Origin of the sequence: Marinobacter sp. 3-2, from assembly GCF_003751355.1 — a bacterium.
Classification (GTDB): Bacteria; Pseudomonadota; Gammaproteobacteria; order Pseudomonadales; family Oleiphilaceae; genus Marinobacter; species Marinobacter adhaerens.
On record NZ_RJUQ01000016.1, the window covers coordinates 1 to 23,746 of the forward strand.

Below are 23,746 nucleotides of genomic sequence, written 5' to 3' on the forward strand. Positions count from 1 at the left end.
GGCCTGAGTGACATATCAACCAAGGAATCCGATGAAGTGGGGAGTTGTTACCTCCCCATGATACCCAGAGATCAACCAGATATTCCGGATACCCGGTTTTCCGGGAACAAGCCGGGCACCCGCGTAAGCAACAGCAAAACGGCGTAGGTAAGAGCGGCTCCAACCGCCCCCAGGAAGATGCTGGGCCACAGGCCTGGCCCAACATGCAGCACCGGAATTCCGAATAGCAGTATCGCCACTAATCCGATAACGCCAATGGCGCCCTGGAATAACAGAGCGGCATTGGAGGACATACCCGAGTTTCGTCGTTTACCCAACGCCATTTACTGGTCGAACAAGGGCTTCACTGGAAACAGCGCATCGTATTTTGGCGCCTGCTTCTGGGCTTTGGCCTGGAACGATTTCATCATGTCCGTCGGGCGGAACATGCCGGCCTGCCAGGTGGCCATATACTTGAGGCTGTCTTCCACACTGTGGTCGCGACTGTAATTGAGCATTTCCTTGCAGCCAGTGACGGCCAGAGGAGAGTTCGCCGCAATCTGGCCGGCAATGGCCATAACGCCCGCCAGCATGGATTCCTGGTCGGCGTAAACGGCGTTCACGAAGCCCAGATTCTGCGCTTCAGTGGCGGAGAATTTTCGGCCGGTGTAGGCCAGTTCACGAACCACGCCCTCGGGCATCAGTTTGGGCAGGCGCTGGAGCGTGCCGACGTCGGCGGTCATGCCCAGCTCGGTTTCCTTGATGGTGAAGTAGGCATCTTCCGTGCAATAACGGCTATCGGCGGCACACACCAGATCCAGAGCGCCACCGATACAGCCACCGTGGATGGCTGCCAGCACGGGAAGCCGGATTTTTTCCAGAGAGGTGAGAGTATCCTGCAACTGCAGCACAACCCTGCGAAGGTTTTCCGCCATGCGCCCGGGGTCACCGTTCATGGGCACGGCTTTGGGATCGCTGAATACACCCAGATCCATGCCCGCAGAGAAGTGTTTGCCGGTGGAGGAAATGACGATAACGCGGGCATCGGTGTTGGCCTCAATATCCTGCATGCACCGGGGCAACTCGAGCCAGAACGCCTTGTTCATGGTGTTCAGGGCCTCCGGACGACTGAACTGAACGTGGGCGATGTGGTCTTTAACCTCAATCGAAAAACTCTCGTAACTGGACAACTCAGACAAGACAGCACTCCTTATATAAATGTCGCTAACCGGCTCATTAGCGGTCGCCCCGGCTAATGTATCGTCAATTCTGCTACCTTCGTATTATGGCGAACAGAGACACGACACGTTAACCCGAAAAGGCCTGGTATGGAATTCACCTTCCTCGGCACGTCAGCCGGAACGCCGACAAAATCGCGCAACGTAACCGGTCTGGCGCTGAGCCACGGCGGACCAAAACACTGGTACCTGATTGACTGCGGTGAAGGCACCCAGCACCAGTTGCTGAGAACCCATCATTCCGTGATGCAGCTGCAGGCAATATTTATCACCCACATCCATGGCGACCATACGTTCGGGCTGCCGGGACTGCTGACCAGCGCCTCCATGCTCGGCCGCACTGCTCCTTTGTACCTGGTTGCGCCAAGACCGGTAAAAACCTTCATAGAGGCCGCCATCGGTAATAGTGACTCCAGCCTGAGTTTTGAATTGAGATTTGTCGATTCCGAAGCAGAGAACTTCCACTGGGAAGACGACTCCCTGTCGGTAACTGCAGTCCCCCTGTCCCATCGTGTCTCCTGTAGGGCCTTTGTGTTCACGGAAAAGAATCTGGAACGCCAGCTGGTCCGGGACAGGCTCGAAGCGGATGGTATTGAGGCCGGTCCCGCCTGGGGCCGCCTGCAACAGGGCGACGACGTGGTACTGGAAGATGGGCGCCTCGCCCGTTGTGATGATTACACCCGAATTGCCAGAAAACCTCGCAAGGTTATCGTAGCCGGCGACAACGACCAGCCCGACCTGCTTCTGGCAGCGTGCACGGGTGTTCAGGTGGTCATCCACGAAGCGACCTACACCCAGGAGGTCTCTGACCGGGTCGGACCCTGGCCGCAACACAGCTCCGCTGCCCAGGTAGCCCGCTTCGCCGAGGCCGCAGGCGTTCCCAATCTCGTCCTTACCCACTTCAGTTCCCGTTACCAGTTCAATCCGGATGCTTATCCGCACATTGGTGAGATCGAATCCGAAGCCAAAGGTATTTATCGGGGAAACCTTTATCTGGCAAAGGATTTTGCCTGTTATGAGCTCAACAGGGATCTGATGCTGAAGCCCATCGAGCGTCTATAATACAGGCGTGGATTAAACGAGCCGCCCAGGCTTATATGTGTCGCTTTTATAGATTCACTTTGCGTTTGCTAAAGTTCAAATTAAACTGAACCTACAATAAATTGAACAACGATTCATTTTTCACTGCTCAGGAAGGCGGTCAATGACCCGGCTCAACGCAAAACACTCCAGGCTCAGCAAGGATGCGGTTGTCGTCGCGCCCGGCCTCATTCCCTGTGGCTGTGTCATTGACAGCGTGACTCTGGGTAAAGAAGGGCTGCGCCTCACCCTGAAGCACTTTTCGTCGCCCGCGGTACTCGACCAGCTGTCATCGTCTGCCGCTGCACAGACCGATCTTCATGTTTTCCTCGATAATGACCGTGAAAAACAGCATATCCATTACCGAGGCACGGTTCAGGTTGGCCGCAGTAGCGGCATTTCGCTGGACATAGCGGGGAACACCGAGGAACTCAGCAACGACATTGAGCGTTTGTTACAGCACACTGGAACGAATCGGCCCGAAGCCGCGACTCCGGATCCTTCACTGAAACAGCTCTACCACCAGCATTGCCGTCGGCTTCTGGAACAGTTGCTTCCGGAATTTATGGAAGGCACCTTCGAGGGCATTGAAGCCGACCTGGAAGAGGCTGCAGAGCTGCGTGAGATTACCCGGCTCAAGGACATGCGCTTCATTTTCCAGAGTCGCCAGCAACGAATGCTCCAGGATTTCCAGGCCCAGTTCCAGGCCAATCAGGCAACCCTTGAGCCCGCCGCCGAGTCCCGGGCCGGCAACAAGGAGTTGCACCTGCTGCAACAGCACGAGTTCGAGGACTGGCTGGACCTGCAGGCCATCGCCACCCGCGTAAACAAAGCAAATACCGGGGCCAACTTCCTGCTCAACCAGTTCCTCAACCAGATTTTCCGACAGGACGTCAACGATGACAACAATCCTCTGACGCCTCGGGCCCTGTGCGTCTGCCTGCAGTATATGGTCGATCATCTGGGCATTGCGCGGGAGCACCGCCTGACCATCTATCGCGCCTGGGAAAATGCTCTGGTCCGGGTCTGGCCCGCGGCCATCCGGTCCCTGATCAATGACTGCCGACGAGCTGGTCTTGAGGCCATAGATATCACCGAGCTGCCCGCAAACTGGTCACTCCGCGACCGGGAGCACGCAACGGACGACTCGGGTTCAGCGACGGCAGCCACAGAAGACTCATCCGAAGAAACTCCGGAAACCAATCACGCCAGGCACGAGGCGTCCGGGTCGCCTTCGGTCGGTCGCTCCCTGTTTCAATTGATGGCACTGGAGTCAAACCCCTCGTCTGGAGTTGCAGACTGGGAGGAGCCCAATCCAAGGCTTTCGGAAAACCTCCGCTCCCGGCGCCGTGAGCTGCTGGACCGGTTGCACGGCGACGAGCCCGATATGGCCGGACTGCTTCGGGAACTGGCCAACTCGGACTCCGACCTGGCCAGCTCCCTGGATCACACGGCCGTTGAGAAGGCCAACCTGGTGGACCGACTGTTCGAGCCTCTGAAAACCCACGATGAACTCTCGGGCTCGCTTCGCCACCAACTGCAAAAGCTTCGACTACCCGTATTCGAGACGCTGGTTGAAACATCGGATTTTCTGAATGCCGGCGACCACCCGGCCCGGGATATCATCAATAACCTGATGCACATCTGTCTTGCAGAGAGAGCCTCAAGCAAGAAGCTGGAAGCAACGGTTGCCGATATCGTTGAGGAGCTGACAGAGATCGAGGTATCGGATCCGGACCTGATGGGAAGCCTGGGCGAACGCCTGAAACAGCTTGTCGAGCGTCAGGACCAATCGTTTCTCCGCAACTCGGAACGGCTGGCAAAAACCCTGGAGGGCAAGGAGCGCCTGCGCCTTACCCGCAAGGAGGCAAGGCAGAGGCTGAACTCGCTCTTGAGCAACAGACAGGTTCCGAAGATTCTGATCCGCATTCTTCAGGCGGGCTGGGAGCAGTTGATCGTCCTGACCATGCTGAGAGAAGGTCCGGAAAGCCGGCATTGTGAGGAACTGCTTGATGTGGTTGCACAGCTCCAGGCCTGGCTTTCGCCTGCCGACACCTCCGAAGAGCTGGCATTTGAACGGGAGCTGGAGAGCAGCGTCATGCTGCAGTTCATCGAGCGGGAACTGAAAACCGCCGGGGAAGTCTCGCGCGTAAGGCCGGTTATTGACGAGTTATCCGGAATTCTCGAGGGCAACGGGGAAGCAGAAACCACGTGGGTTGATGAGTACGGTGACGCCGATGAAGCGCCGGCCCCGCTGCCACCGGAGCTTGAAGACAGTCGTTGGGCCTCAAGGGCAAAGGAGATTTCCGTAGGCGACTGGGTTGAGGTTCGTCTGGATACCGGCGAGACCCGCCGGTTGCGGCTGGTGTGGGGCAGCGAGGATTCACTCAGGTTTGTTTTTCTTTCGCCCAAAGGCATGAGCGAGGTCAGTTACGGATTTCCCGAGTTTGTGCAGAAACTCGCTGAAGGCGAAGCCTGGCTGGTTGAGAGCGGAGACGTCCCATTCCTCGACCAAAGCCTGTTCAGCATCGTTGAAGATGTTTACCGGAAGCTCAATTTTCAGGCAACCCACGATGCCCTGACGGGGTGTATGCACCGCCATGACTTCGAGAAACAGGTTTCTCAGCTGATCAGCATCCTGCCGTCATCTGCTGAAGACCATGCCGCCGCCCTTATGGTTCTGGATATAGACGAGTTCAGTGTCATCAACGCCTCCTATGGCGCGGACGCCGGCGACGCCCTGTTGAGGCATGTCGCCGACACACTCCGTAAGCAGAGCGAATCCCGATTCTCGGAGTCCCACGTTGGCCGGATCAGCGGCAATGAGTTTGCGGTGCTCATCAATAACATCAGTACAGAAGACTGCCTGGATTTTGCAGAGTCCCTGCGGCGCAACTTCGAGCAACATGTGTTCCGGCATGGGCAGGCGGAATATCGGGCAACCGTCAGCATCAGTATCCGGCCGGTAACCGGGGCGGGACAGTCACCTGGCGACCTTCTCAATCTTGCGAGCCTCTCGCTTAAAGCAGCCAAGAAGCTGGGCGGGAACCGGATTGAACTGGCCAGGGAAAACCGGGACCAGTCCCGGCTCGGCACCCCCCAATGGGTCACCGAAATAGACCGGACCATCCGTGATGGCAGCCTCTACCTTCGGGCCCAGCCCATCGTTGCCCTCGAACCGGAAGACGGCGAAGGCACGATGTATGAACTCTTGCTCGGCCTGAAAGACAGTGCTGGCAAGGAGATCTCGCCCCAGGGCTATATCGAGGCAGCCGAACAGTTCAAACGCAGCACACGGGTTGATTTGTGGGTCATTTCCGAGGTGCTGACGTGGATGCGCGATAATCCCGCGGCGCTCGCCAGGATTGCCACTCTGAACGTTAACCTGTCAGGCTCGTCGTTGAGCGATGACAGCTTCATGCTCGGCCTGGAATCCAATCTCAGGGCGAATCCGGAGCTGGCCCATAAGCTCTGCTTTGAAGTAACCGAGACCTCTGCCGTCGCCAACCTCCATTTTGCCTCGGATTTCATGCGCGAGATGAAGCGGCTGAACTGCCGGTTCGCACTGGATGATTTCGGCACCGGCCTGTCTTCCTATGCGTACCTCCAGAAACTGCCAGTGGACTTCGTGAAAATTGACGGCATATTTGTAAAGGACATGGCGACCAACCTCACGAACTACGCCATGGTGAGGTCGATCAACGAGCTCTGTCATTTTCTGGATCTTCAGACCATCGCTGAATATGTGGAAGACATGGAAATCATGGACACCCTGAAAGAGATCCAGGTGGACTACGCCCAGGGCTTCGCCATTGCCAAGCCGCGCAGGCTGGACAGCCTTGGAACCGTGAATTCCACTCCCCCGGTTTATGCCTACAAGAAATAGCTTTGCTTTTCCCCGTGGCAGGAGTACAGTGGGCCTCGTTGGAAAGATTTAGCAAAGCATTTCATCAATAAGACCGCTCAGCTGTAATAAGTAGCACGTCCTGTTTTTGATCACGCCAGTTTTTTGTTTCCGCATACCGCCGATCAGCCATCAACAAGATGACGTGACGGCACATTAAATGATTGAAATCAGGAAGAATACTATGTCTACAGTTACCGGCAACGTTAAGTTTTTCAACGAAGCAAAAGGTTTTGGCTTTATCACTCGCGAAAGCGGCCCGGACGTTTTTGTTCACTACAGCGCTATTCAGGGCGGCGGTTTCAAGACTCTGGCTGAAGGCCAGCAGGTCGAGTTCACCGTTACCCAGGGCCAGAAAGGTCCTCAGGCGGAAAACGTTGTCGCTCTGTAAATAACAGACGACACGTTCAGAAAAAGGCAGCTTCGGCTGCCTTTTTTCGTTGTTGCTCCCTGCCGAAACTACAGAATACCTTCCACCGGGATCGTCTCGGTATTTTTTATCTCCCGCAACGCAAAGTTCGAATTCACCTGGGCAATGCCCTGCAGGGTAAAGATTTTTTCGTTCAGGAACCTGTCGTAACTGGCCATATCCGGCACGATTACCCTGAGCACGAAATCGGCATTACCGGTCACCGCAAAGCACTGAAGCACCTCCGGATAACTGCTCACCTGCTGCTCAATCTCCGCCGTGCTGTCGATGTTGTGCCGCTGCAGTGACAGATTGACGAGCACGCACAGCCCCTGACCAATGCGTTCCGGATCCACTCTTGCGCTGTATCCCTGAATCACACCGCTTTCCTCAAGTGTGCGCACCCGGCGCCAGCAAGCAGCCGGTGACAAACCCACCTGTTCGGCCAGTAACTGGTTACTGATGCGCCCATCCTGCTGCAGCACCGATAGGATTTTCCGATCCAGCTTGTCCAGCTCCACCTGTTTCATTTGGTAACACCTGATTTTTATCAAAGGTTCTTTCTCTTTATTGTCTTTTATCAAATATTCTTTCGCAAATCCTGAAAACCTCCTTCCAATAAGCAAGCACCTTTTGCGGACTTCCCTCTAGAATTTTGGTCATAAAATCGACAAAAAGGAGGGCGCCATGTCCGCCGATACCCCACAACTCGACGATTACAAACTCGAAGACCGCTACCTGCGGGAATCCGGTCGGGTGTTCCTGACCGGCACACAGGCCCTGGTCCGAATTCCGTTGATGCAGGCTGCCCTGGATCGCAAGCAAGGCCTGAATACCGCCGGCCTGGTCAGTGGCTACCGTGGTTCCCCCCTCGGTGCGGTCGACCAGGCACTCTGGCAGGCGAAAGACCTGCTGGACGAGAACCGGATCGATTTTGTTCCCGCCATCAACGAGGATCTTGCCGCGACGATCATGCTGGGTACCCAGCAGGTAGAAACCGATGAAGACCGTCAGGTAGAGGGCGTATTCGGCCTCTGGTATGGCAAGGGCCCGGGCGTGGACCGAGCCGGCGACGCCCTGAAACATGGCACCACTTACGGATCCTCCCCCCATGGCGGTGTGCTGGTGGTAGCGGGCGACGACCATGGCTGCGTGTCATCGTCCATGCCTCACCAGTCCGATGTGGCATTCATGAGCTTCTTCATGCCCACCATCAACCCGGCCAACATCGCGGAATACCTGGAATTCGGTCTCTGGGGTTATGCCCTCTCCCGCTACAGTGGCTGCTGGGTCGGCTTCAAGGCCATATCGGAAACCGTGGAAAGTGCGGCTTCTGTGGAAATTCCGCCAGCACCGGATTTTGTCACTCCGGACGATTTCACCGCGCCGGAAAGCGGCCTTCATTACCGCTGGCCGGATCTGCCCGGCCCCCAGCTGGAAACCCGCATCGAACACAAGCTCGCGGCCGTTCAGGCCTTTGCCCGGGCCAACCGCATTGACCGGTGCCTGTTCGACAATAAGGAAGCCCGCTTTGGTATTGTCACCACCGGCAAGGGCCACCTTGACCTGCTGGAAGCCCTCGATCTGCTCGGTATTGACGAAGACAAGGCCCGGGACATGGGTCTGGATATCTACAAGGTGGGCATGGTCTGGCCCCTGGAGCGCCGCGGCATCCTGGACTTCGTGCACGGCAAGGAAGAAGTCCTCGTGATCGAGGAAAAGCGCGGCATTATCGAGAGCCAGATCAAGGAGTACATGTCCGAGCCGGACCGTCCCGGCGAGGTTCTGATTACCGGCAAACAGGATGAGCTGGGCCGCCCGCTGATCCCGTACGTTGGCGAATTGAGCCCCAAACTGGTTGCCGGCTTCCTCGCAGCCCGTCTTGGTCGCTTCTTCGAGGTGGACTTCAGCGAGCGCATGGCTGAAATCAGTGCCATGACCAACGCCCAGGATCCGGGCGGCGTTAAGCGTATGCCCTATTTCTGCTCGGGCTGCCCACACAACACCTCCACCAAGGTCCCGGAGGGGAGCAAGGCCCTGGCCGGCATTGGCTGTCACTTCATGGCGTCCTGGATGGGCCGGAACACCGAATCCCTCATCCAGATGGGTGGCGAAGGCGTCAACTGGATTGGCAAGAGCCGATACACCGGCAACCCCCACGTGTTCCAGAACCTGGGTGAAGGCACGTATTTCCACTCCGGTTCCATGGCTATCCGTCAGGCGGTAGCTGCCGGCATCAATATTACCTATAAGATTCTGTTCAATGACGCCGTCGCCATGACCGGCGGTCAGCCCGTCGACGGGCAGATCACCGTCGACAGGATTGCCCAGCAAATGGCCGCAGAAGGGGTCAATCGGGTTGTTGTTCTCAGCGACGAGCCCGAGAAATACGATGGCCATCATGACCTGTTTCCCAAGGACGTCACCTTCCACGATCGGTCCGAGCTCGACCAGGTGCAGCGGGAATTGCGTGATATCCCCGGCTGTACCGTACTGATCTACGACCAGACCTGTGCCGCCGAGAAACGCCGCCGTCGCAAGCGCAAGCAGTTCCCGGATCCGGCCAAGCGGGCCTTTATCAACCATCACGTGTGTGAAGGCTGTGGCGACTGCTCGGTGCAGTCCAACTGCCTCTCGGTGGTTCCCCGCAAGACGGAGCTGGGACGCAAGCGGAAGATCGACCAGTCATCCTGCAACAAGGACTTTTCCTGCGTTAACGGTTTCTGCCCAAGCTTCGTGACCATCGAAGGCGGCCAGCTGCGCAAATCCCGCGGCGTTGACACCGGCTCCGTACTCACCCGCAAGCTGGCTGATATTCCAGCTCCCAAATTGCCGGAAATGACCGGCTCCTATGATCTGCTGGTGGGCGGCGTTGGCGGTACGGGCGTGGTGACGGTTGGCCAGCTGATCACCATGGCGGCCCACCTGGAGTCGCGCGGCGCCTCGGTACTGGATTTCATGGGCTTCGCCCAGAAAGGCGGCACGGTGCTGAGCTACGTTCGTATGGCACCGTCCCCGGACAAGCTCCATCAGGTTCGGATCAGCAATGGCCAGGCCGATGCGGTCATCGCCTGCGATCTGGTCGTAGCGTCTTCCCAGAAGGCCCTGAGCGTTCTCCGGCCAAACCACACCCGGATCGTTGCCAACGAAGCGGAACTGCCTACTGCCGACTACGTGCTCTTCCGCGACGCCGATATGAAGGCCGACAAGCGCCTTGGGCTACTGAAGAACGCCGTGGGCGAGGATCACTTTGATCAGCTGGACGCCAATGGCATCGCCGAAAAGCTGATGGGCGATACCGTATTCTCCAACGTGATGATGCTCGGTTTTGCCTGGCAGAAAGGCCTGCTGCCCCTGTCCGAAGCGGCTTTGATGAAGGCGATTGAGCTGAACGGCGTCGCCATCGACCGGAACAAGGAAGCCTTCGGCTGGGGACGGCTGGCGGCCGTGGATCCGAGCGCAGTCACGGATCTGCTGGATGACAGTAATGCTCAGGTTGTTGAGGTCAAACCCGAACCAACCCTGGACGACCTCATCAACACCCGTCACAAGCACCTGGTCAACTACCAGAACCAGCGTTGGGCAGACCAATACCGGGACGCAGTTGCAGGGGTCCGGAAGGCTGAGGAGTCCCTCGGTGAAACCAACCTGCTGCTGACTCGTGCAGTAGCCCAGCAGCTATACCGGTTCATGGCCTACAAGGACGAATACGAAGTCGCGCGACTGTTTGCCGAAACCGACTTCATGAAAGAGGTGAATGAAACCTTCGAGGGTGACTTCAAAGTCCACTTCCATCTGGCCCCTCCCCTGCTTAGCGGCGAGACCGATGCCCAGGGTCGCCCGAAAAAACGCCGGTTCGGCCCCTGGATGTTCCGTGCCTTCCGGTTGCTGGCGAAACTTCGCGGCCTGCGCGGAACCGCAATCGATCCGTTCCGCTATTCTGCCGACCGCAAGCTGGATCGGGCCATGCTGAAGGATTATCAGAGCCTGGTAGACCGGATCGGTCGTGAGCTCAACGCCGGCAACTACGAAAGCTTCCTGCAGCTTGCCGAGCTGCCTGCCGATGTCCGCGGGTACGGCCCTGTGCGGGAGCAAGCGGCGGAGAGCATTCGCGAAAAGCAGACTCAGCTGATCAAGGCGCTGGATACCGGTCGCCCGACGTTGATTCGCACCCAACAGGCTAACGAGGAGGCCAATCATGTTTGAAGCACTCCAGCCCCTTCCCCAGGATCCGATCCTGCAGTTGATGCAGACCTTCCGTGAAGACGATCGACCGGACAAAGTGGATCTGGGCATCGGTGTCTATAAGGATGACGCCGGCAATACGCCTATCATGGCCGCCGTGCACGAAGCCGAGCGTCGCCTTCTTGAGGGCGAAACCACCAAGAGCTACGTGGGCCCTGCCGGTTCCACCGGCTTCAACAGCGCCATGGCGGAGCTGATCCTGGGCAGCAACAGCCCACTGGTCCGCGATGGTCGCGTATCGGTCATCCAGACACCGGGCGGCTGCGGCGCCCTGCGTATGGCGGCTGAGTTTCTGCGTCTGTGCAAGGCCGATACAAAAGTCTGGGTCAGCACGCCCACCTGGGCCAACCACTTGCCGCTGCTCGGTGGCGCCGGCCTGACTATTCGCGAATATCCGTACCTCAATCCAGAGACCCTGCAGGTAGACTTCGGCGCCATGCTGGAAACCCTGGAACGGGCGGATGCGGGCGACGTGGTGTTGCTACACGGGTGCTGCCACAACCCTTCGGGCGCGGACCTGAGCCTGGCCCAGTGGCAGGAAGTGACCAGCCTGATCCAGCGCAAAGGCCTGCTGCCCTTCGTGGACATGGCCTATCAGGGCCTTGGCGAAGGCCTGGACGCGGATGCAGCTGGCCTGAGGCACCTGGCCAGTGCGGTACCTGAAATGCTGATCGCAGCCTCGTGCTCCAAGAACTTTGGCCTCTACCGGGAGCGCACCGGCGCCCTCGCCCTGGTTTCGGAAACCGCAACCGTGAATGCCGCCGCCACCAGCCAGCTGCTGAGCGTCATCCGGTCGCATTACTCAATGCCACCGGCCCACGGCGCCTCAATAGTGGAGACCATCCTTGGCGATGACGACCTGCGAGCCCAGTGGCAACAGGAGCTAAACGGTATGTGTGAGCGCATCCTGCATCTGCGTCACGCTTTTGCCGGCGCGCTTTCACCGGTCGGCGACTTCGAATTCATCGCCCGTCAGCGAGGCATGTTCTCGTTCCTCGGAATCAGTCCAGAGCAGGTGGGCCGGTTACGGAAGGAACACGGCATCTACATGCTGGAAAGCAGCCGCGTAAACGTTGCCGGTTTGAACGACCACGTCTTGCCACAAGTCGCTTCCGCCCTGCGCGAGGTGCTCGGCAAGTAAATACTTTTTCGACAACAACCAATCAATCCGACAAAAACAATTAGCCGGAGAGAAGAATGAGTGAGAGTACCCAACCACACCAGCAGGCCAATAACCTCTGGTCCTCACGGATGGCCTTTATCCTGGCTGCGGCTGGTTCAGCCGTTGGCCTCGGGAACATCTGGAAGTTTCCGTACATTACTGGCGAGAACGGCGGCGGCGCCTTCGTTCTGATCTACCTGGCCTGTATCTTCCTGATCGGCGTGCCGGTACTGATTGCCGAAACCATGATTGGTCGGCGCGGCGGTCAGAGCCCTGTGGCCACCATGCGCACCCTGACCAAAAGTGAAGGCACAGCCAGGGGCTGGAGAGCCATCGGCTGGAACGGGGTAATTGCATCCTTCCTGGTGCTTTCTTTCTACGCCGTGATTGGCGGCTGGGCCCTGGTCTATATCGGCAAGGCCGCAACCGGGCTGTTTACCGGAGCAGATGCCGAAGCCATCGGCGGCCAGTTCGGCGGGCTCCTTGCCAACCCCTGGGAACTGCTCATGTGGCACTCGGTGTTCATGGTAATTGTGGTGTTCATCGTTGGCAGGGGCATTCGCTCGGGGCTTGAGAAAGCTGTGAATATGCTGATGCCTCTGTTGTTCGTGCTGTTGGTTGCCATGGTGATCTATGCCATGAACAGCGGCAGCTTTGGCCGGGCCGTGAGTTTCATGTTCTCGCCGGATTTCAGCAAACTGACAACGGCGGGGGTTCTGACTGCCCTGGGGCACGCCGCCTTTACGCTCAGTATCGGTATTGGTGTTCTGATGGCCTATGGCTCCTACCTGCCAAAAACCGTAAACATTGCGCGGACCGCCATGACCATTGCCGTCGTGGACACCAGCGTTGCGCTTCTCGCGGGGCTGGCCATCTTTCCCCTGGTATTTGCCAATGGCCTTGAGCCAGGGGCAGGGCCCGGCCTGATCTTTGTGACCCTGCCATTGGCCTTTGGCCAGATGAGTGGTGGTGCGCTGTTCGGCACCATTTTCTTCGCTTTGCTACTGGTAGCAGCCATCACCTCGGCCATTTCCATGCTGGAACCGGTGGTCGAATGGCTGGAAGAACACAAAGGCGTGAGTCGAGCGAAAAGCGCCATTGGTGGCGGGCTCGCCATCTGGTTTATCGGTATCGGTACCGTGTTGTCCTTCAACGTCTGGGAAAGTGTGCACCCGCTTGGCTTTATTCCGTTCTTCGAGGGCAAGACGGTCTTCGACCTGCTCGACTTCCTCGTCTCCAACCTGATGATGCCTCTCGGCGGACTCGCCATTGCGCTGTTTGCCGGATGGGCGATGAAACGTGAGAGTCTGCCGGCCGATATTGGTCTGCAAGGAAGCAGCTATAAGGCATTCATGTTCGTACTCCGGTATCTGACGCCTGCCGGTATCGCCGTGGTTTTCCTGTACAACCTGTTGTAAGGGCATCCCGGCTTCTCCAACCGCAAAAGCCCGGTGAACTTCACCGGGCTTTTTTTGACATACCCAACAGGGCACTGCCAATCTGAATTCAGGACAACAGACCCAAGTCTGTATCGCATGCGGAAAAGGAGAACTCTTATGTACAGCAAGATCCTCGTTCCGGTCGACCTCGCCCATACCGATAAAATGGTGAAGGCGCTCAATACCTCCATTGATATTGCCAAGCATTACAACGCCACCCTGTGCTACGTCACCGTCACCAACAGCACCCCGGGAGCGGCCGCGCACAACCCGAAAGAACTCGCAGAGAAACTGAGGGTGTTTGCGGAGGAGCAGGGAAAATCCCACGGGATCAATACCGAAAGCATGGTGATTGAATCTGCTGATACCGCCGTGGAGCTTGAAGACAAGTTGCTTGAGGCGATCAAAACAACCGGGACAGATCTGGTAGTGATGGCTTCACATCCGCCGGGGATTGGCGACCGGCTACACATTCTCCATTCGAACGGCGCCAATATCGTTAAACACAGCGATATTTCGGTTTTCGTCGTTCGGTAAAGATAACAGGGCATCCGAGACACTATTCCGGATGCCCGGTTGCGTCATGCTTTGGAAATTCAATTCCCGTTACCCTGGCAATGAAAAAGGGAAAGTAATCCTCCGTGGCAAAGAAGTTCCCCGCTTCCACGTGGGTTGGCAATACAAAGCCTTCGAACTCCCGAAACTCTGACAGGTAGCCGCCAAAGGGCTGCAAGCGATGGACTTTTTCCGCATTCGCATCGGTCCACCGGTCAAAACTCACCTGGAGCGGCCGGCCGTCGCCGGCAACGACAACATCCACTGCCTGTTCCATGCCCTCATGACGAACAACCACCCTGGCCGTGTTTATATCGACCAGCTTCCAGGAAACGCCGGGCCCCGGCAGCAGGGCGGCCGGCGTCCAGAAAACCGCCTCTGCCACATAACGGCCGAATGCCGAACGGGCATGATCCGCATCACCACCAGCCCGGGCAACAGGGAATAGGCCCATCAGCCAGAACCGCGTCCACTGGTCAGTGTCCGAGCCGGAAATCCCGAGCAGGCCTCTGTGGGCGCTCATTTTCCAGATAAACCCTTCCGGCATGGCCAGCACCTGGGTGGCCTGCATGTGCACGTAGTCGGGCGACTCCCGATTGCCCATACCGAATTTTCCGTTCATAGAGATACGGGCCACGGTATAGAGTGGGGTACCAGGCTGAATGGTGTAACGGAAATACCGCTGGGCTGGCTCCGGCAAACCCTCAAGAAGAGCAAGATCAAAGCGCTCCGGGGCAGCCGGCTGCAGCGTTGCCAATCCGGTAATGACAGCCCGGTCTGCGGTGTGGTCAGACTGACGCCAAAACCAGAGGGCGACGGTGACTGCAACCACCAGAATCAACAGGATCAGGAAAAAGATTTTCATGTAAGCTATGCTCCGTAGCAGTCATTGTCCCTGCCCTGCCCGAATCCGGCCTTGTTCCAGATCAACGAACGTGGCTGCCCGACTCACTGTCAGCCTGAAAGGTTTTATGAAAGTACCAAAAAGATTACAACCACTTGTCGATGACGGCATGGTGGACGAAGTGCTCTACCAGCTCATGAGCGGCAAGGAAGCCCAGGTTTATGTTGTGCGCTGCGGAGACCGGACGCGCTGTGCCAAGGTCTTCAAGGAAGCGACAAAGCGGAGTTTCAAGCAGGCGGTGGAATACCAGGAAGGGCGAAAGGTCCGGAACAGCCGTCGAGCCCGGGCAATGAGCAAGAAGACAAAGTACGGCCAGAAGGAACAGGAAGATGCCTGGCTCAATGCCGAGGTGGATGCCCTCTACCGGCTTGCCGCCGCCGGTGTCCGGGTTCCCGAACCTCTGGGCTTCGTGGACGGTGTACTGCTGATGGAGCTGGTGGCGGATGAAGATGGCAAGGCCGCGCCCAGGCTGGATGATGTCACCCTGTCCCCGGAACAGGCCCGCGACTTCCATGGCCAGGTCATCCGAGAGGTTGTCCGTATGTTGAGCGCCGGTCTGATCCATGGGGATCTGTCGGAATTCAACGTGCTGGTCGATGCCCGCGGTCCTGTCATTATTGATCTTCCCCAGGCCGTCAATGCGTCCGGCAATAACAACGCGGGACGCATGTTGGAGCGCGACGTCGACAATATGCGCCGCTATTTCGGACGCTTCGCGCCGGAACTGCTGAACACCGATTATGGCAAGGAGATCTGGGCGCTCTACGAGTCCGGCGACCTGCACCCGGACAGCAAGCTCACGGGCTGCTTCCAACATGATGACACCGCTGCCAACGTCGACGAACTGATGGAAATCATCGATGCGGCAAAAGAGGAAGAGTGGGAACGACAGGAACGGATGAGGGACGCTGAGGAGGACTGACGCCTTAGCCGGTGCTGGTCAGCCGGCAAACGTGGTTCTCTCTTCGCTGATCATTGCTGACATCAACTGCTGTTCCTTCGGCCCGGGTAGAACACCCGTTAGCGTGGCTTCGATAACCGGCTCACCATGCTGATTCGAGAGCACCGCTTCGGCCCGGGCCCGATTCCTTGCATCCACTTCGGTGATGGTGAATACACAGGTGACGGTATCGCCGAAATACACTGGCCGGCGGAAGCGAAAATTCATCCCGGACGCCAGCCAGCCAATCTGCCCACCCACTTCCGTGATCATCCCGCCAACCAGCAAGCCATGGCAGATCTTTCCCTGCAGGTTCTTGGCCTGGGCAAACTCATCGCTGTAGTGAACCGGATTCTGATCGCGGCTGATTTCGCCAAAGGACAGAGTCTCATCCTCGGTGAACGTACGCACCAGGGTAAACGAATCGCCGGCTTTCAGGCCTGCAATGGCTCTCTTTCGAATATCAGACATGGTATCGGTCCCCGATCGCTCAGCCTTACAGGTACCGACCGCCAGACCCTATGGCGACCACAATCAGGCCGAGAATCAGATTGATACCGACCAGACGGCGAATCTTTCCCACCTGAACACCACCAGCTTGCGGATCCTTGTCTGCAACCGCCTGCTTGAGCCGTCGGAAAGGCGCAAAATACACGTGAAAATAGAGCAGCATCATCACCAGCCCGAGCGTCTGCATGGCATGAATGTGCCAGCCAGCACCCGCCATACCGCCAAACACACTGAAAATCATCCAGTAGCCGGTAACCAGGAGCAGCACAACCGCGAGCCAGACCCAGCGGAAGAACCGTTCAAGCGTCTTCGACCAAAGATGGCCACGCTGGGAGGCCTCTACCACTTCAACCACGGCCGGACGCATCGCCATGTAGGCGAAGAACATACCGCCAACCCAGATAACCGCGGACAGAACATGCAGTGCAATTGCCAGACTCATAAACCTACCCCTTGCTTTGGCCTTCAGATGGTTTCCAGTTCTACCCGGTTACGGCCGCCCGTTTTACCGCGGTAAAGCGCTTCATCAGCCCTGCTGACCGCGGCACTCAGGTCTTCGCCAGTTCGCAGCTCACTTACCCCGATGCTGATCGTAACATCGATATCACCACCGATAACTGCGCGCCAGTCCCTTGCCAAAAACGCCTTTCGTATCCGCTCCGCGCTTGCTTGCGCTTTATCAGCATTCGTATCCGGAAGAATGACCAGAAACTCCTCACCACCCCATCGACCTATCAGATCCTGAGCCCTTAATTCTTCCCGGATCACATCGGCAACACAGCCGAGTACCCTGTCACCGGCTTCATGTCCGAAGGCGTCATTGATCGACTTGAAATGATCGACATCCAGCAGGAGGAAACCGACCGGGTGTCCGCTGCGCCGGAACCTCGATACCTCTTTTTCAGCCAGGTAGGTCATATGACGGCGATTGAAAAGCCCGGTTAATGAGTCCGTTGTTGCCATTTCGCGAAGCTTGCGCTGTGCCGAAACAACCATGCTGAGGTAATAGGAAGCCAGGTAACTGAACATTGCAAAGACCACGCTCAGATTGAACAGATGGACTATGTTCAGGGCTGTCTGCGGGATTGGCTGCAACGGTTCGATGTACCACATCAAGGCATCGAGCGCGACGTAGTATCCCCAGAGAGTGAGTAGCGCATAAACCGCCCATCTTCGGGACGCGGAAACGCAGATCGCCGGTATGAACATCAGAAGGTAATAATGGAAACCGCTCTCCCAGCCGATAAGAACGGTACCGAGGCCGGCGTGCCCGAGCACTTCCGCCCAGATCAGTACGACCGCAATCTTGTTCTTATGGTATTTGAGTGCGTAGTAGGCGCCGGCATACATGGCCACGCTAACCACATTGATCCATGCCAGAACCGGCGAACCCAATGCATGAAAAAGAAAGAAAAAGATGACATCTACAGTCCCGGCGATCTGGGCACATCGCATGGCCAAACGCCAGAACTGGGGCCTGCGTTCCCGCTCAGGCTCATAATTCATTGGAGCACTTGCACTTTTCATCGACAGCAGAATTCCTTTTTTAGGTAACAAGAGTACTCGTTAAAACAGAATCCTGCCTCACTCCAATGCAAACAAATGAAAATGTTTTCAGGATCACCACGGCAGCTCGTCGCCGTTGCTGTGCCAGAACGATCCCGTATTCACCAGGGTCAGGCCATCAATCCGCTCTGCCAGGCCTTTTGCCGATTCTTCCGGAGTAATCAACCCACCAAAATTCACCATTCGGGTCTGAACATAACCCGGGTGCAGCTGGGCCACCGCGATACCCCTCGGTTTCAGATCCATCGCGAGGGACTTGCCAAAGGCATTCAACGCCGCCTTTGAAGCACGGTACCCATAGCGGCCGCCAGAGTCGTTGTCGGCGATAGAGCCCATGCGGCTGGTGATGTTGGCAATTTTTCCTCCGGAGGGGATTTTTTCAAACAGGGCTTCAGCAATTTTCAGTGGAGCGTAGGCGTTGATTTCCATCTGCGTACGAATGGAATCAAAATCGATACCGCCCAGTTTCTCGTCCTGCAGCAGACCGGCATTGTTGATCAGCAGATCAATGGACTGGCCCTCAAGACCGGCCAAGAGCCTTGTCACACCCTCATTGGTCGTCACGTCGACACTGTCGATGATCCTCGCCGCAACCTCTTCCAGCTCCGGCGAGGCCTCCCGGCACACGCCGATCACCGAGCAGCCGCGGCCTGCATAGAGCCGGGCGAGCTCCAGACCAATGCCCCGGTTTGCCCCGGTGATTACAACAGTGGAATTATCGGACATATCAGCCTCCTCAACGATCAATACGGTTCATGCAGCTTCACATCCCCTGCACTGTAGAACAACCAGCAATACGGGCCCTGACTGCGTGCAGATCCAATTTTTCTGTAAGATACAGGTTAATTCAATCAATGGTCGCCGGGAGCAGCATGTCAGCAGCACTTGTTTTCGCAGTCTTCGCAGTGACCCTGATCGCGGCAACCGTATTCTACCTCTTCTTCTACCGCGCCTGGCGGAGGGAACGGGAACTGAGAGCCCCCTTTCCAACATCCTGGCGCGAGCATCTTGCTGCGAACGTGCCGCTTTACCGACGGCTTCCTGAAGCCCTCAAGCAAACCTTGGAGCAACGGGTCCAGCTTTTTCTCTCCGAGAAGGAATTCTATGGCTGTGACGGCTTTGAGGTGGACGACGCGGTGAGAGTGACCATTGCCGGCCACGCTTGTTTGCTGATTCTTGCCCGCCCCTATTCAGATTTTGACGAGGTAAGCAGCATTCTGGTCTATCCCGATGCCTATCACGTCAGAGACATTGAAAGCGATGGCATGATTGTCAGCGAAAGTAATGAAATACGGGCCGGCGAGGCCTCAAGCAGGGGCCAGGTGGTGCTGGCCTGGCGAGAATGTCAGGAGGCCGCCCGGAACCCGCACAGCAGCCATAACGTAATGCTCCATGAGTTTGCACACCAGCTGGACTACCTGGACGGCACCGCAGACGGGGCACCGCCGCTGAGTGGAGAGCAGGCCCGGCACTGGCAAAGTTCCATGACGACGGCCTACGAAGACCTCAGGCATTCCCTCCGGCACCACCATAGATCCTGGCTTGATCCGTACGGCGCTACCGAACCGGCAGAATTTTTCGCAGTGCTGACCGAGGCATTTTTCCAGCAGCCGCGCCATCTCAAGCGAGAACAGCCCGAGGTCTACAAGGCCCTGCAAGGGTATTACCGGCTCGATCCAACGGCTTTCTGGGAGGATGCATGACAGTTGTGGCAAATCAATGCGTGGTCCACTATGTAGGAAAGCGGATCAGTTGGTGGAGGTTTACATGCCAGCCATAGGATGGATATTCATAGTTGTTGCCCTTGCCTTGATCGTGGGCAGCCTGATGATACTGCGTGACAATGCCCACAGCATGAAAATCTCCGATGAAAAGATGAAGAAAATCCAGGCCCGGAAGGCGGAGATCGAAGCCGAGGAGAGCGCCGAAGACAGAGAGTGGTAGGTTTGGGGGCAGCCGCAAAGACTGCCCCGGGCAGGTTCGATCAGTGTCCGCTGTGGTCCATACTTTTGCCCGAGTGATCCATGCTCTCGCTTTTCATCATCTCGCCATCCAGCGACTCGACATTCAGCTCAACCTGCATTTCGTCGGCACCCTCAAAAGTCAGGGTCAATGGAATGCTCTCACCCTCGCGCAACGGACTTTTCAGTTTCTCCAGCATCAGGTGAAAGCTGTGGGGCTTCAACTCCACGGTGGTACCTGCCGGTATGGCGAGCCCGCCCTTGACCGGTGCCATTCGCATTACACCATCGTGCATGCTGGTCTCATGGATCGATACGTTACCTGCCCTCGGGGTTGCGGCCCCAACCAGGGTGATATCACTGCTGCCGCTGTTGGAGATACTCATGTAACCCACGCCCATGGGCGTGCCAGGCGGTGTAGGCCGACTCCAGGGATGATCGACCGTGACCGGGCCATGGCTGTAATCATGGGCAAATGCTGTCGGGGCAACCAGGGCCAGTGCCAGCACAAACACGCTCAGGCAATACTTCATGTCCAGTGTTCCTTGTCGATGGTTCAATACCAAAGGATAGAAAGGGTAGGTCCCGGATCCAAGCTTTTCAGTGCGACGAATGGTCGCAGACCGGGTCAATGCCCGATGGCGAGAGCCGGGTTCGCTTTCAGTCTGTCCAGGGTCTCCGGACGACTGAAGTAATAACCCTGAAAACGTCGACAGCCCATCTCGACCAGGGCGCTGGCCTGGGCCTCCTCTTCAACACCCTCGGCAACCAGCTCCATATTATGGCTCCGGGCAATGGCAATAATACTCCGGATCATGTTCGCGGCTTTTTCGTCTTCCAGAATGGTGTCAACGAAGCTCTTGTCGATTTTCAACTCGTCAAGCGGCAGCTTACGCAAAAGACTGAGCGAGGAGTAACCCGTTCCGAAATCGTCCATCGAGATCCGTATCCCTTTCTCTCGCAATCGTTCGATCGTTTTCAGCACTCTCTCAAAGTCACTCATGAACAGGCTCTCGGTGATCTCAAGAACCAGCTCTCCAGGCGACACACGGTGCATTGCCAGAACCTCAAGCACTGTTTCAACAAAGTCTGGCTGGCGAAACTGGATAACAGAGATGTTGATAGACAGGTCCACGGAACCACCGACCTCGTTACGAAACAGGCTGTATTCCCGGATACTGGTTTCAAGCACAAAGCGCCCGAGTGGAACCATCAGCCCGCTTTTTTCAGCGACCTCGACAAATTCCGCGGGCGAAATAAAGCCGAGTTCCTCATCCTGCCAGCGAACAAGCGCTTCCAGCCCGACCGCTTTTCCGGTCTGATCTACCTGAGGCTGGTAGACCATGTACAGTGAGCCCGATGCCAGGCCATACCTGAGACGCTGCTCGACCGACAGCCTGCGAAGATAGGCCATTTCCATCTCGCTGCGGTAAATGCAGACGTCGTTCCGGCTCTGTTTGGCCTCGTACAGCGCAAGATGGGCACTTCGAATCAGCTTGCTGAGGGAATCTCCGTCATTCGGAAAACAGGCCACACCAATACTCGCCGTTACCTGCAACCTCAGTCGGCCCACCTCGAAGGTGCGGGACAGGTTGCCGGCCAGCGACACACAGGCTTTTTCAACATCGTCGAGATTGGTGTTCGGGGTCACAATGGCGTACTCGTCGCCACCAAGCCGGGCAAGATCGTCCCGGCTTTCAACCAGTTCGGCGAGCCGACGACCGAATTCCAGAAGGGTTTCATCGCCGGTCTCCAGCCCAAACCGGTCATTGATGCCTTTAAAGTTATCAATGTTGATCACAATGAGGCAGAACGGTTTTCTATCCGGAACCAGGTTATCGAGGCGGTCCAGCAGCCCATTGCGATTCAACAGCCCGGTCAAATCATCGTGCCGTGAGAGGTAAGAAAGCTCCAGACGCCGCTTCTTCTCGGCGTTGTCGATAATCCGGAACCCCTCGTAGAAAACAATCCCGAAAACCAGGAAAGTCAGCAGATACTGCAACAGGGATTGGAGAAATTCCCGGTAAAGCGGAGCGAACCGGGTTTCCGAGATGGACCACAACTGGTAACGGGCGTTGAAGACAGCAGCCGTCAGATAATCCTCACCCTGGCGTCGGGTTCGGATAACCACCGAATCACTGCCCTGCATGACCTCCTCTACGCTCTTGCCGAGCTCCTTTTCAAACGCTGCCCGATTTATCTCCCTCTGGTCCATCGGCACCCGGATTTGCGAATACTGTTGCGGGCCAATGCCGTCAGCCGACATGAACTGAACATAGCCATCGGTTTCCCGGAACAACATTACGGTGTCAGAGTCGCCGTCATGCAGTGTCTTGCCGAAAACCGAACCACGGCCATCAAGCCGCATGCCGGCTGTCATGACGGCAACGACTTCCCCACTCGGGGACCGTATCGCTTTCCGGATCGGTATAACCCACGCGCCCAGGGCGTCTACGAAATAGGTCCGGCCCACGACCATTGCATCGGAAGACAGTGCTCCCAGGAAACTGTCACGGGTCTCGGGATCGGTTCTCAGATTTGGAAGAGTCGACAGATCGAGGTTGGTGCTGACACGAACCAGCGTGCCGTCCGGCCTGGCCAATCCAAAGCCCACGAGCATGGGGTTGGCGGCGAGGATGCTGTCGAGCAAGGGGATCTGTCGACTGCCTGACAGGAGGTTGTCCTGATTGAGCAACTCGCGGCCAATTACATCGAGAACCAGCTCCTGGGTTCGCAGGATACTGTCTACAGACTGAGCAACCAGCTCGACACGGGCGGTCTGGTAAAGCTTCTCGTCCGAAATAAGGCCCTGCCAACGAAAGAACAGAACGGCACTGAGGAGCAACACACCACCGAGGAGGATAAGAGCGAAGAGTGTCCAAAGATTGCGTTTGAGAATTGCCAAAAGCAGTTCCAGAAATTCGGGAGGTTGAACGACGGCTTTGCGTCAGTATACGGGAGAGCCTGAAAAGCGCATTACTATTTACCGCTAATTTGTAGGCTGTTAATTCCCATGGAACTAAATGCGTCGATTCGTGACAACAGAGTAATTCCGCGTCCATCACCGATCAGGGTATCGGGTGTACTATTCTGAAAAGCTGAACGGCAGTCGATCTTACAGGAGTGTGTTTATGAACGTGATGTCTGTACTGAACCAGGTAATGAAGCAGGCTCAGGGTGGCCAGTCCCAGGGTAGTGGCATGGACGTCAACAAAATGATGAACAGCCTTGGCAGTCAACTCAAGGGCAGCCAGGGATCCGGTTCGGGCATCGACGTAAAGAGCCTGCTGGGCGGCGGAGCCCTCGGCATGATGCTGGGTTCCAAGCGCGGCCGAAAGATGGGCGGCAAAGCCCTCAAATACGGTGCCCTGGCAGGCGTGGGTGTCCTGGCCTGGAAAGCCTATCAGAACTATCAGACCAACAGTCAGAGCCCGGCGCAACCGGCATTGGCACAGCAGGGCCAGCCACTGGAGCAACTGCAGGGCCAGGCGCAGGAACAACGGGGACTTGAAATACTCCAGGCCATGATCATGGCAGCCCGCGCTGACGGCCACATAGACGCCAACGAACGCGCGCTGCTTACCCAGGAGATTGAAAAACTGGGGCCAGATGACGAACTTCACGCCTGGATTCAGCAGCAGTTCGACGCCCCTCTGGACGCCACTGCCCTGGCACGCAATGCCGACTCACCCCAGGCCAGCCGGGAAATCTACATCGTCAGTGCGGTCATGATCGACGAACAGAACCCCATGGAGCGGGCCTGGCTGGATCAACTCGCCAGCGCCCTCCAGCTCGACCCGGGTCTTGCCAGGGAACTGGAACAACAGATCCGGAGCGCAACAGCGGGGTAGTCG

Annotated in this window: 21 protein-coding genes; 11 read left to right on the forward strand and 10 right to left on the reverse strand. The window is 57.1% G+C overall.

The window, feature by feature from the left end:
• Nucleotides 1–71: 71 nt before the first annotated feature.
• On the reverse strand, nt 72–293 hold the full coding sequence (locus tag EDB94_RS15450) for a hypothetical protein (protein ID WP_260312612.1): 222 nt from the start codon (nt 291–293) through the stop codon (nt 72–74).
• A 30-nt stretch (nt 294–323) separates the two neighbouring features.
• Nucleotides 324–1,169: a crotonase/enoyl-CoA hydratase family protein gene (locus tag EDB94_RS15455; RefSeq protein ID WP_227507898.1), complete on the reverse strand. Its 846-nt coding sequence runs from the start codon at nt 1,167–1,169 to the stop codon at nt 324–326.
• Nucleotides 1,170–1,307: 138 nt separating this feature from the next.
• On the opposite strand from EDB94_RS15455, the gene EDB94_RS15460 reads away from it, so the two are divergent.
• The 3 genes from EDB94_RS15460 (at nt 1,308) to EDB94_RS15470 (ending at nt 6,592) form a co-directional block, all read left to right on the forward strand.
• The gene (locus EDB94_RS15460) at nt 1,308–2,279 is read left to right on the forward strand and encodes a ribonuclease Z (RefSeq protein ID WP_053114684.1); all 972 of its coding nucleotides are present in this window, start codon (nt 1,308–1,310) and stop codon (nt 2,277–2,279) included.
• A gap of 142 nt (nt 2,280–2,421) precedes the next feature.
• The gene (locus EDB94_RS15465) at nt 2,422–6,183 is read left to right on the forward strand and encodes a DUF1631 family protein (protein WP_108018846.1); all 3,762 of its coding nucleotides are present in this window, start codon (nt 2,422–2,424) and stop codon (nt 6,181–6,183) included.
• 202 nt (nt 6,184–6,385) lie between these two features.
• Nucleotides 6,386–6,592, forward strand: a complete 207-nt coding sequence (locus tag EDB94_RS15470; protein ID WP_008176018.1) for a cold-shock protein — start codon at nt 6,386–6,388, stop codon at nt 6,590–6,592.
• A gap of 68 nt (nt 6,593–6,660) precedes the next feature.
• Here the strand turns inward: EDB94_RS15470 and EDB94_RS15475 are convergent, their stop codons facing one another.
• On the reverse strand, nt 6,661–7,140 hold the full coding sequence (locus EDB94_RS15475) for an Lrp/AsnC family transcriptional regulator (RefSeq protein WP_014576349.1): 480 nt from the start codon (nt 7,138–7,140) through the stop codon (nt 6,661–6,663).
• A 157-nt stretch (nt 7,141–7,297) separates the two neighbouring features.
• Between EDB94_RS15475 and EDB94_RS15480 the strand changes: the two genes are divergently transcribed.
• From EDB94_RS15480 to EDB94_RS15495, 4 genes are all read left to right on the forward strand, one after another.
• Entirely contained in the window at nt 7,298–10,816 is a 3,519-nt protein-coding gene (locus EDB94_RS15480) for an indolepyruvate ferredoxin oxidoreductase family protein (RefSeq protein WP_108018845.1), read from the forward strand.
• The gene (locus EDB94_RS15485) at nt 10,809–11,996 is read left to right on the forward strand and encodes an amino acid aminotransferase (protein WP_108018844.1); all 1,188 of its coding nucleotides are present in this window, start codon (nt 10,809–10,811) and stop codon (nt 11,994–11,996) included. The genes EDB94_RS15480 and EDB94_RS15485 overlap by 8 nt, the downstream gene beginning before the upstream one ends.
• A 56-nt stretch (nt 11,997–12,052) precedes the next feature.
• On the forward strand, nt 12,053–13,435 hold the full coding sequence (locus tag EDB94_RS15490; protein ID WP_108018843.1) for a sodium-dependent transporter: 1,383 nt from the start codon (nt 12,053–12,055) through the stop codon (nt 13,433–13,435).
• A 138-nt stretch (nt 13,436–13,573) separates the two neighbouring features.
• On the forward strand, nt 13,574–13,993 hold the full coding sequence (locus EDB94_RS15495) for a universal stress protein (RefSeq protein ID WP_108018842.1): 420 nt from the start codon (nt 13,574–13,576) through the stop codon (nt 13,991–13,993).
• A 22-nt stretch (nt 13,994–14,015) separates the two neighbouring features.
• Here the strand turns inward: EDB94_RS15495 and EDB94_RS15500 are convergent, their stop codons facing one another.
• Nucleotides 14,016–14,876: a DUF6544 family protein gene (locus EDB94_RS15500; protein WP_108018841.1), complete on the reverse strand. Its 861-nt coding sequence runs from the start codon at nt 14,874–14,876 to the stop codon at nt 14,016–14,018.
• Between the two features lie 106 nt (nt 14,877–14,982).
• Between EDB94_RS15500 and EDB94_RS15505 the strand changes: the two genes are divergently transcribed.
• Nucleotides 14,983–15,837: a PA4780 family RIO1-like protein kinase gene (locus tag EDB94_RS15505; RefSeq protein ID WP_108018840.1), complete on the forward strand. Its 855-nt coding sequence runs from the start codon at nt 14,983–14,985 to the stop codon at nt 15,835–15,837.
• Between the two features lie 18 nt (nt 15,838–15,855).
• On the opposite strand, the gene EDB94_RS15510 is transcribed toward EDB94_RS15505, so the two are convergent.
• The 4 genes from EDB94_RS15510 to EDB94_RS15525 form a co-directional block, all read right to left on the reverse strand.
• Nucleotides 15,856–16,326: a MaoC family dehydratase gene (locus tag EDB94_RS15510; RefSeq protein ID WP_108018839.1), complete on the reverse strand. Its 471-nt coding sequence runs from the start codon at nt 16,324–16,326 to the stop codon at nt 15,856–15,858.
• A 25-nt stretch (nt 16,327–16,351) separates the two neighbouring features.
• The gene (locus tag EDB94_RS15515; RefSeq protein WP_092030220.1) at nt 16,352–16,807 is read right to left on the reverse strand and encodes a CopD family protein; all 456 of its coding nucleotides are present in this window, start codon (nt 16,805–16,807) and stop codon (nt 16,352–16,354) included.
• A gap of 23 nt (nt 16,808–16,830) precedes the next feature.
• A complete protein-coding gene (locus EDB94_RS15520; RefSeq protein ID WP_041645020.1) occupies nt 16,831–17,892 on the reverse strand; it encodes a diguanylate cyclase in 1,062 nt (353 codons plus the stop codon).
• 93 nt (nt 17,893–17,985) lie between these two features.
• On the reverse strand, nt 17,986–18,657 hold the full coding sequence (locus tag EDB94_RS15525; protein ID WP_108018838.1) for an SDR family oxidoreductase: 672 nt from the start codon (nt 18,655–18,657) through the stop codon (nt 17,986–17,988).
• Between the two features lie 146 nt (nt 18,658–18,803).
• Between EDB94_RS15525 and EDB94_RS15530 the strand changes: the two genes are divergently transcribed.
• Together EDB94_RS15530 and EDB94_RS15535 are read left to right on the forward strand one after the other, a co-directional pair.
• On the forward strand, nt 18,804–19,634 hold the full coding sequence (locus EDB94_RS15530; protein ID WP_108018837.1) for a zinc-dependent peptidase: 831 nt from the start codon (nt 18,804–18,806) through the stop codon (nt 19,632–19,634).
• Between the two features lie 64 nt (nt 19,635–19,698).
• On the forward strand, nt 19,699–19,875 hold the full coding sequence (locus tag EDB94_RS15535) for a DUF2897 family protein (protein WP_075267673.1): 177 nt from the start codon (nt 19,699–19,701) through the stop codon (nt 19,873–19,875).
• Between the two features lie 40 nt (nt 19,876–19,915).
• On the opposite strand, the gene EDB94_RS15540 is transcribed toward EDB94_RS15535, so the two are convergent.
• Complete coding sequence (locus EDB94_RS15540) at nt 19,916–20,425, reverse strand: copper chaperone PCu(A)C (RefSeq protein WP_041645017.1); 510 nt, start codon at nt 20,423–20,425, stop codon at nt 19,916–19,918.
• Between the two features lie 95 nt (nt 20,426–20,520).
• Nucleotides 20,521–22,797 carry a bifunctional diguanylate cyclase/phosphodiesterase gene (locus EDB94_RS15545; protein ID WP_108018836.1) on the reverse strand — a complete coding sequence of 759 codons (2,277 nt, stop codon included), beginning with the start codon at nt 22,795–22,797 and terminating at the stop codon, nt 20,521–20,523.
• 226 nt (nt 22,798–23,023) lie between these two features.
• Between EDB94_RS15545 and EDB94_RS15550 the strand changes: the two genes are divergently transcribed.
• Complete coding sequence (locus tag EDB94_RS15550) at nt 23,024–23,743, forward strand: tellurite resistance TerB family protein (RefSeq protein ID WP_014576333.1); 720 nt, start codon at nt 23,024–23,026, stop codon at nt 23,741–23,743.
• The last annotated feature ends 3 nt before the right edge of the window (nt 23,744–23,746 follow it).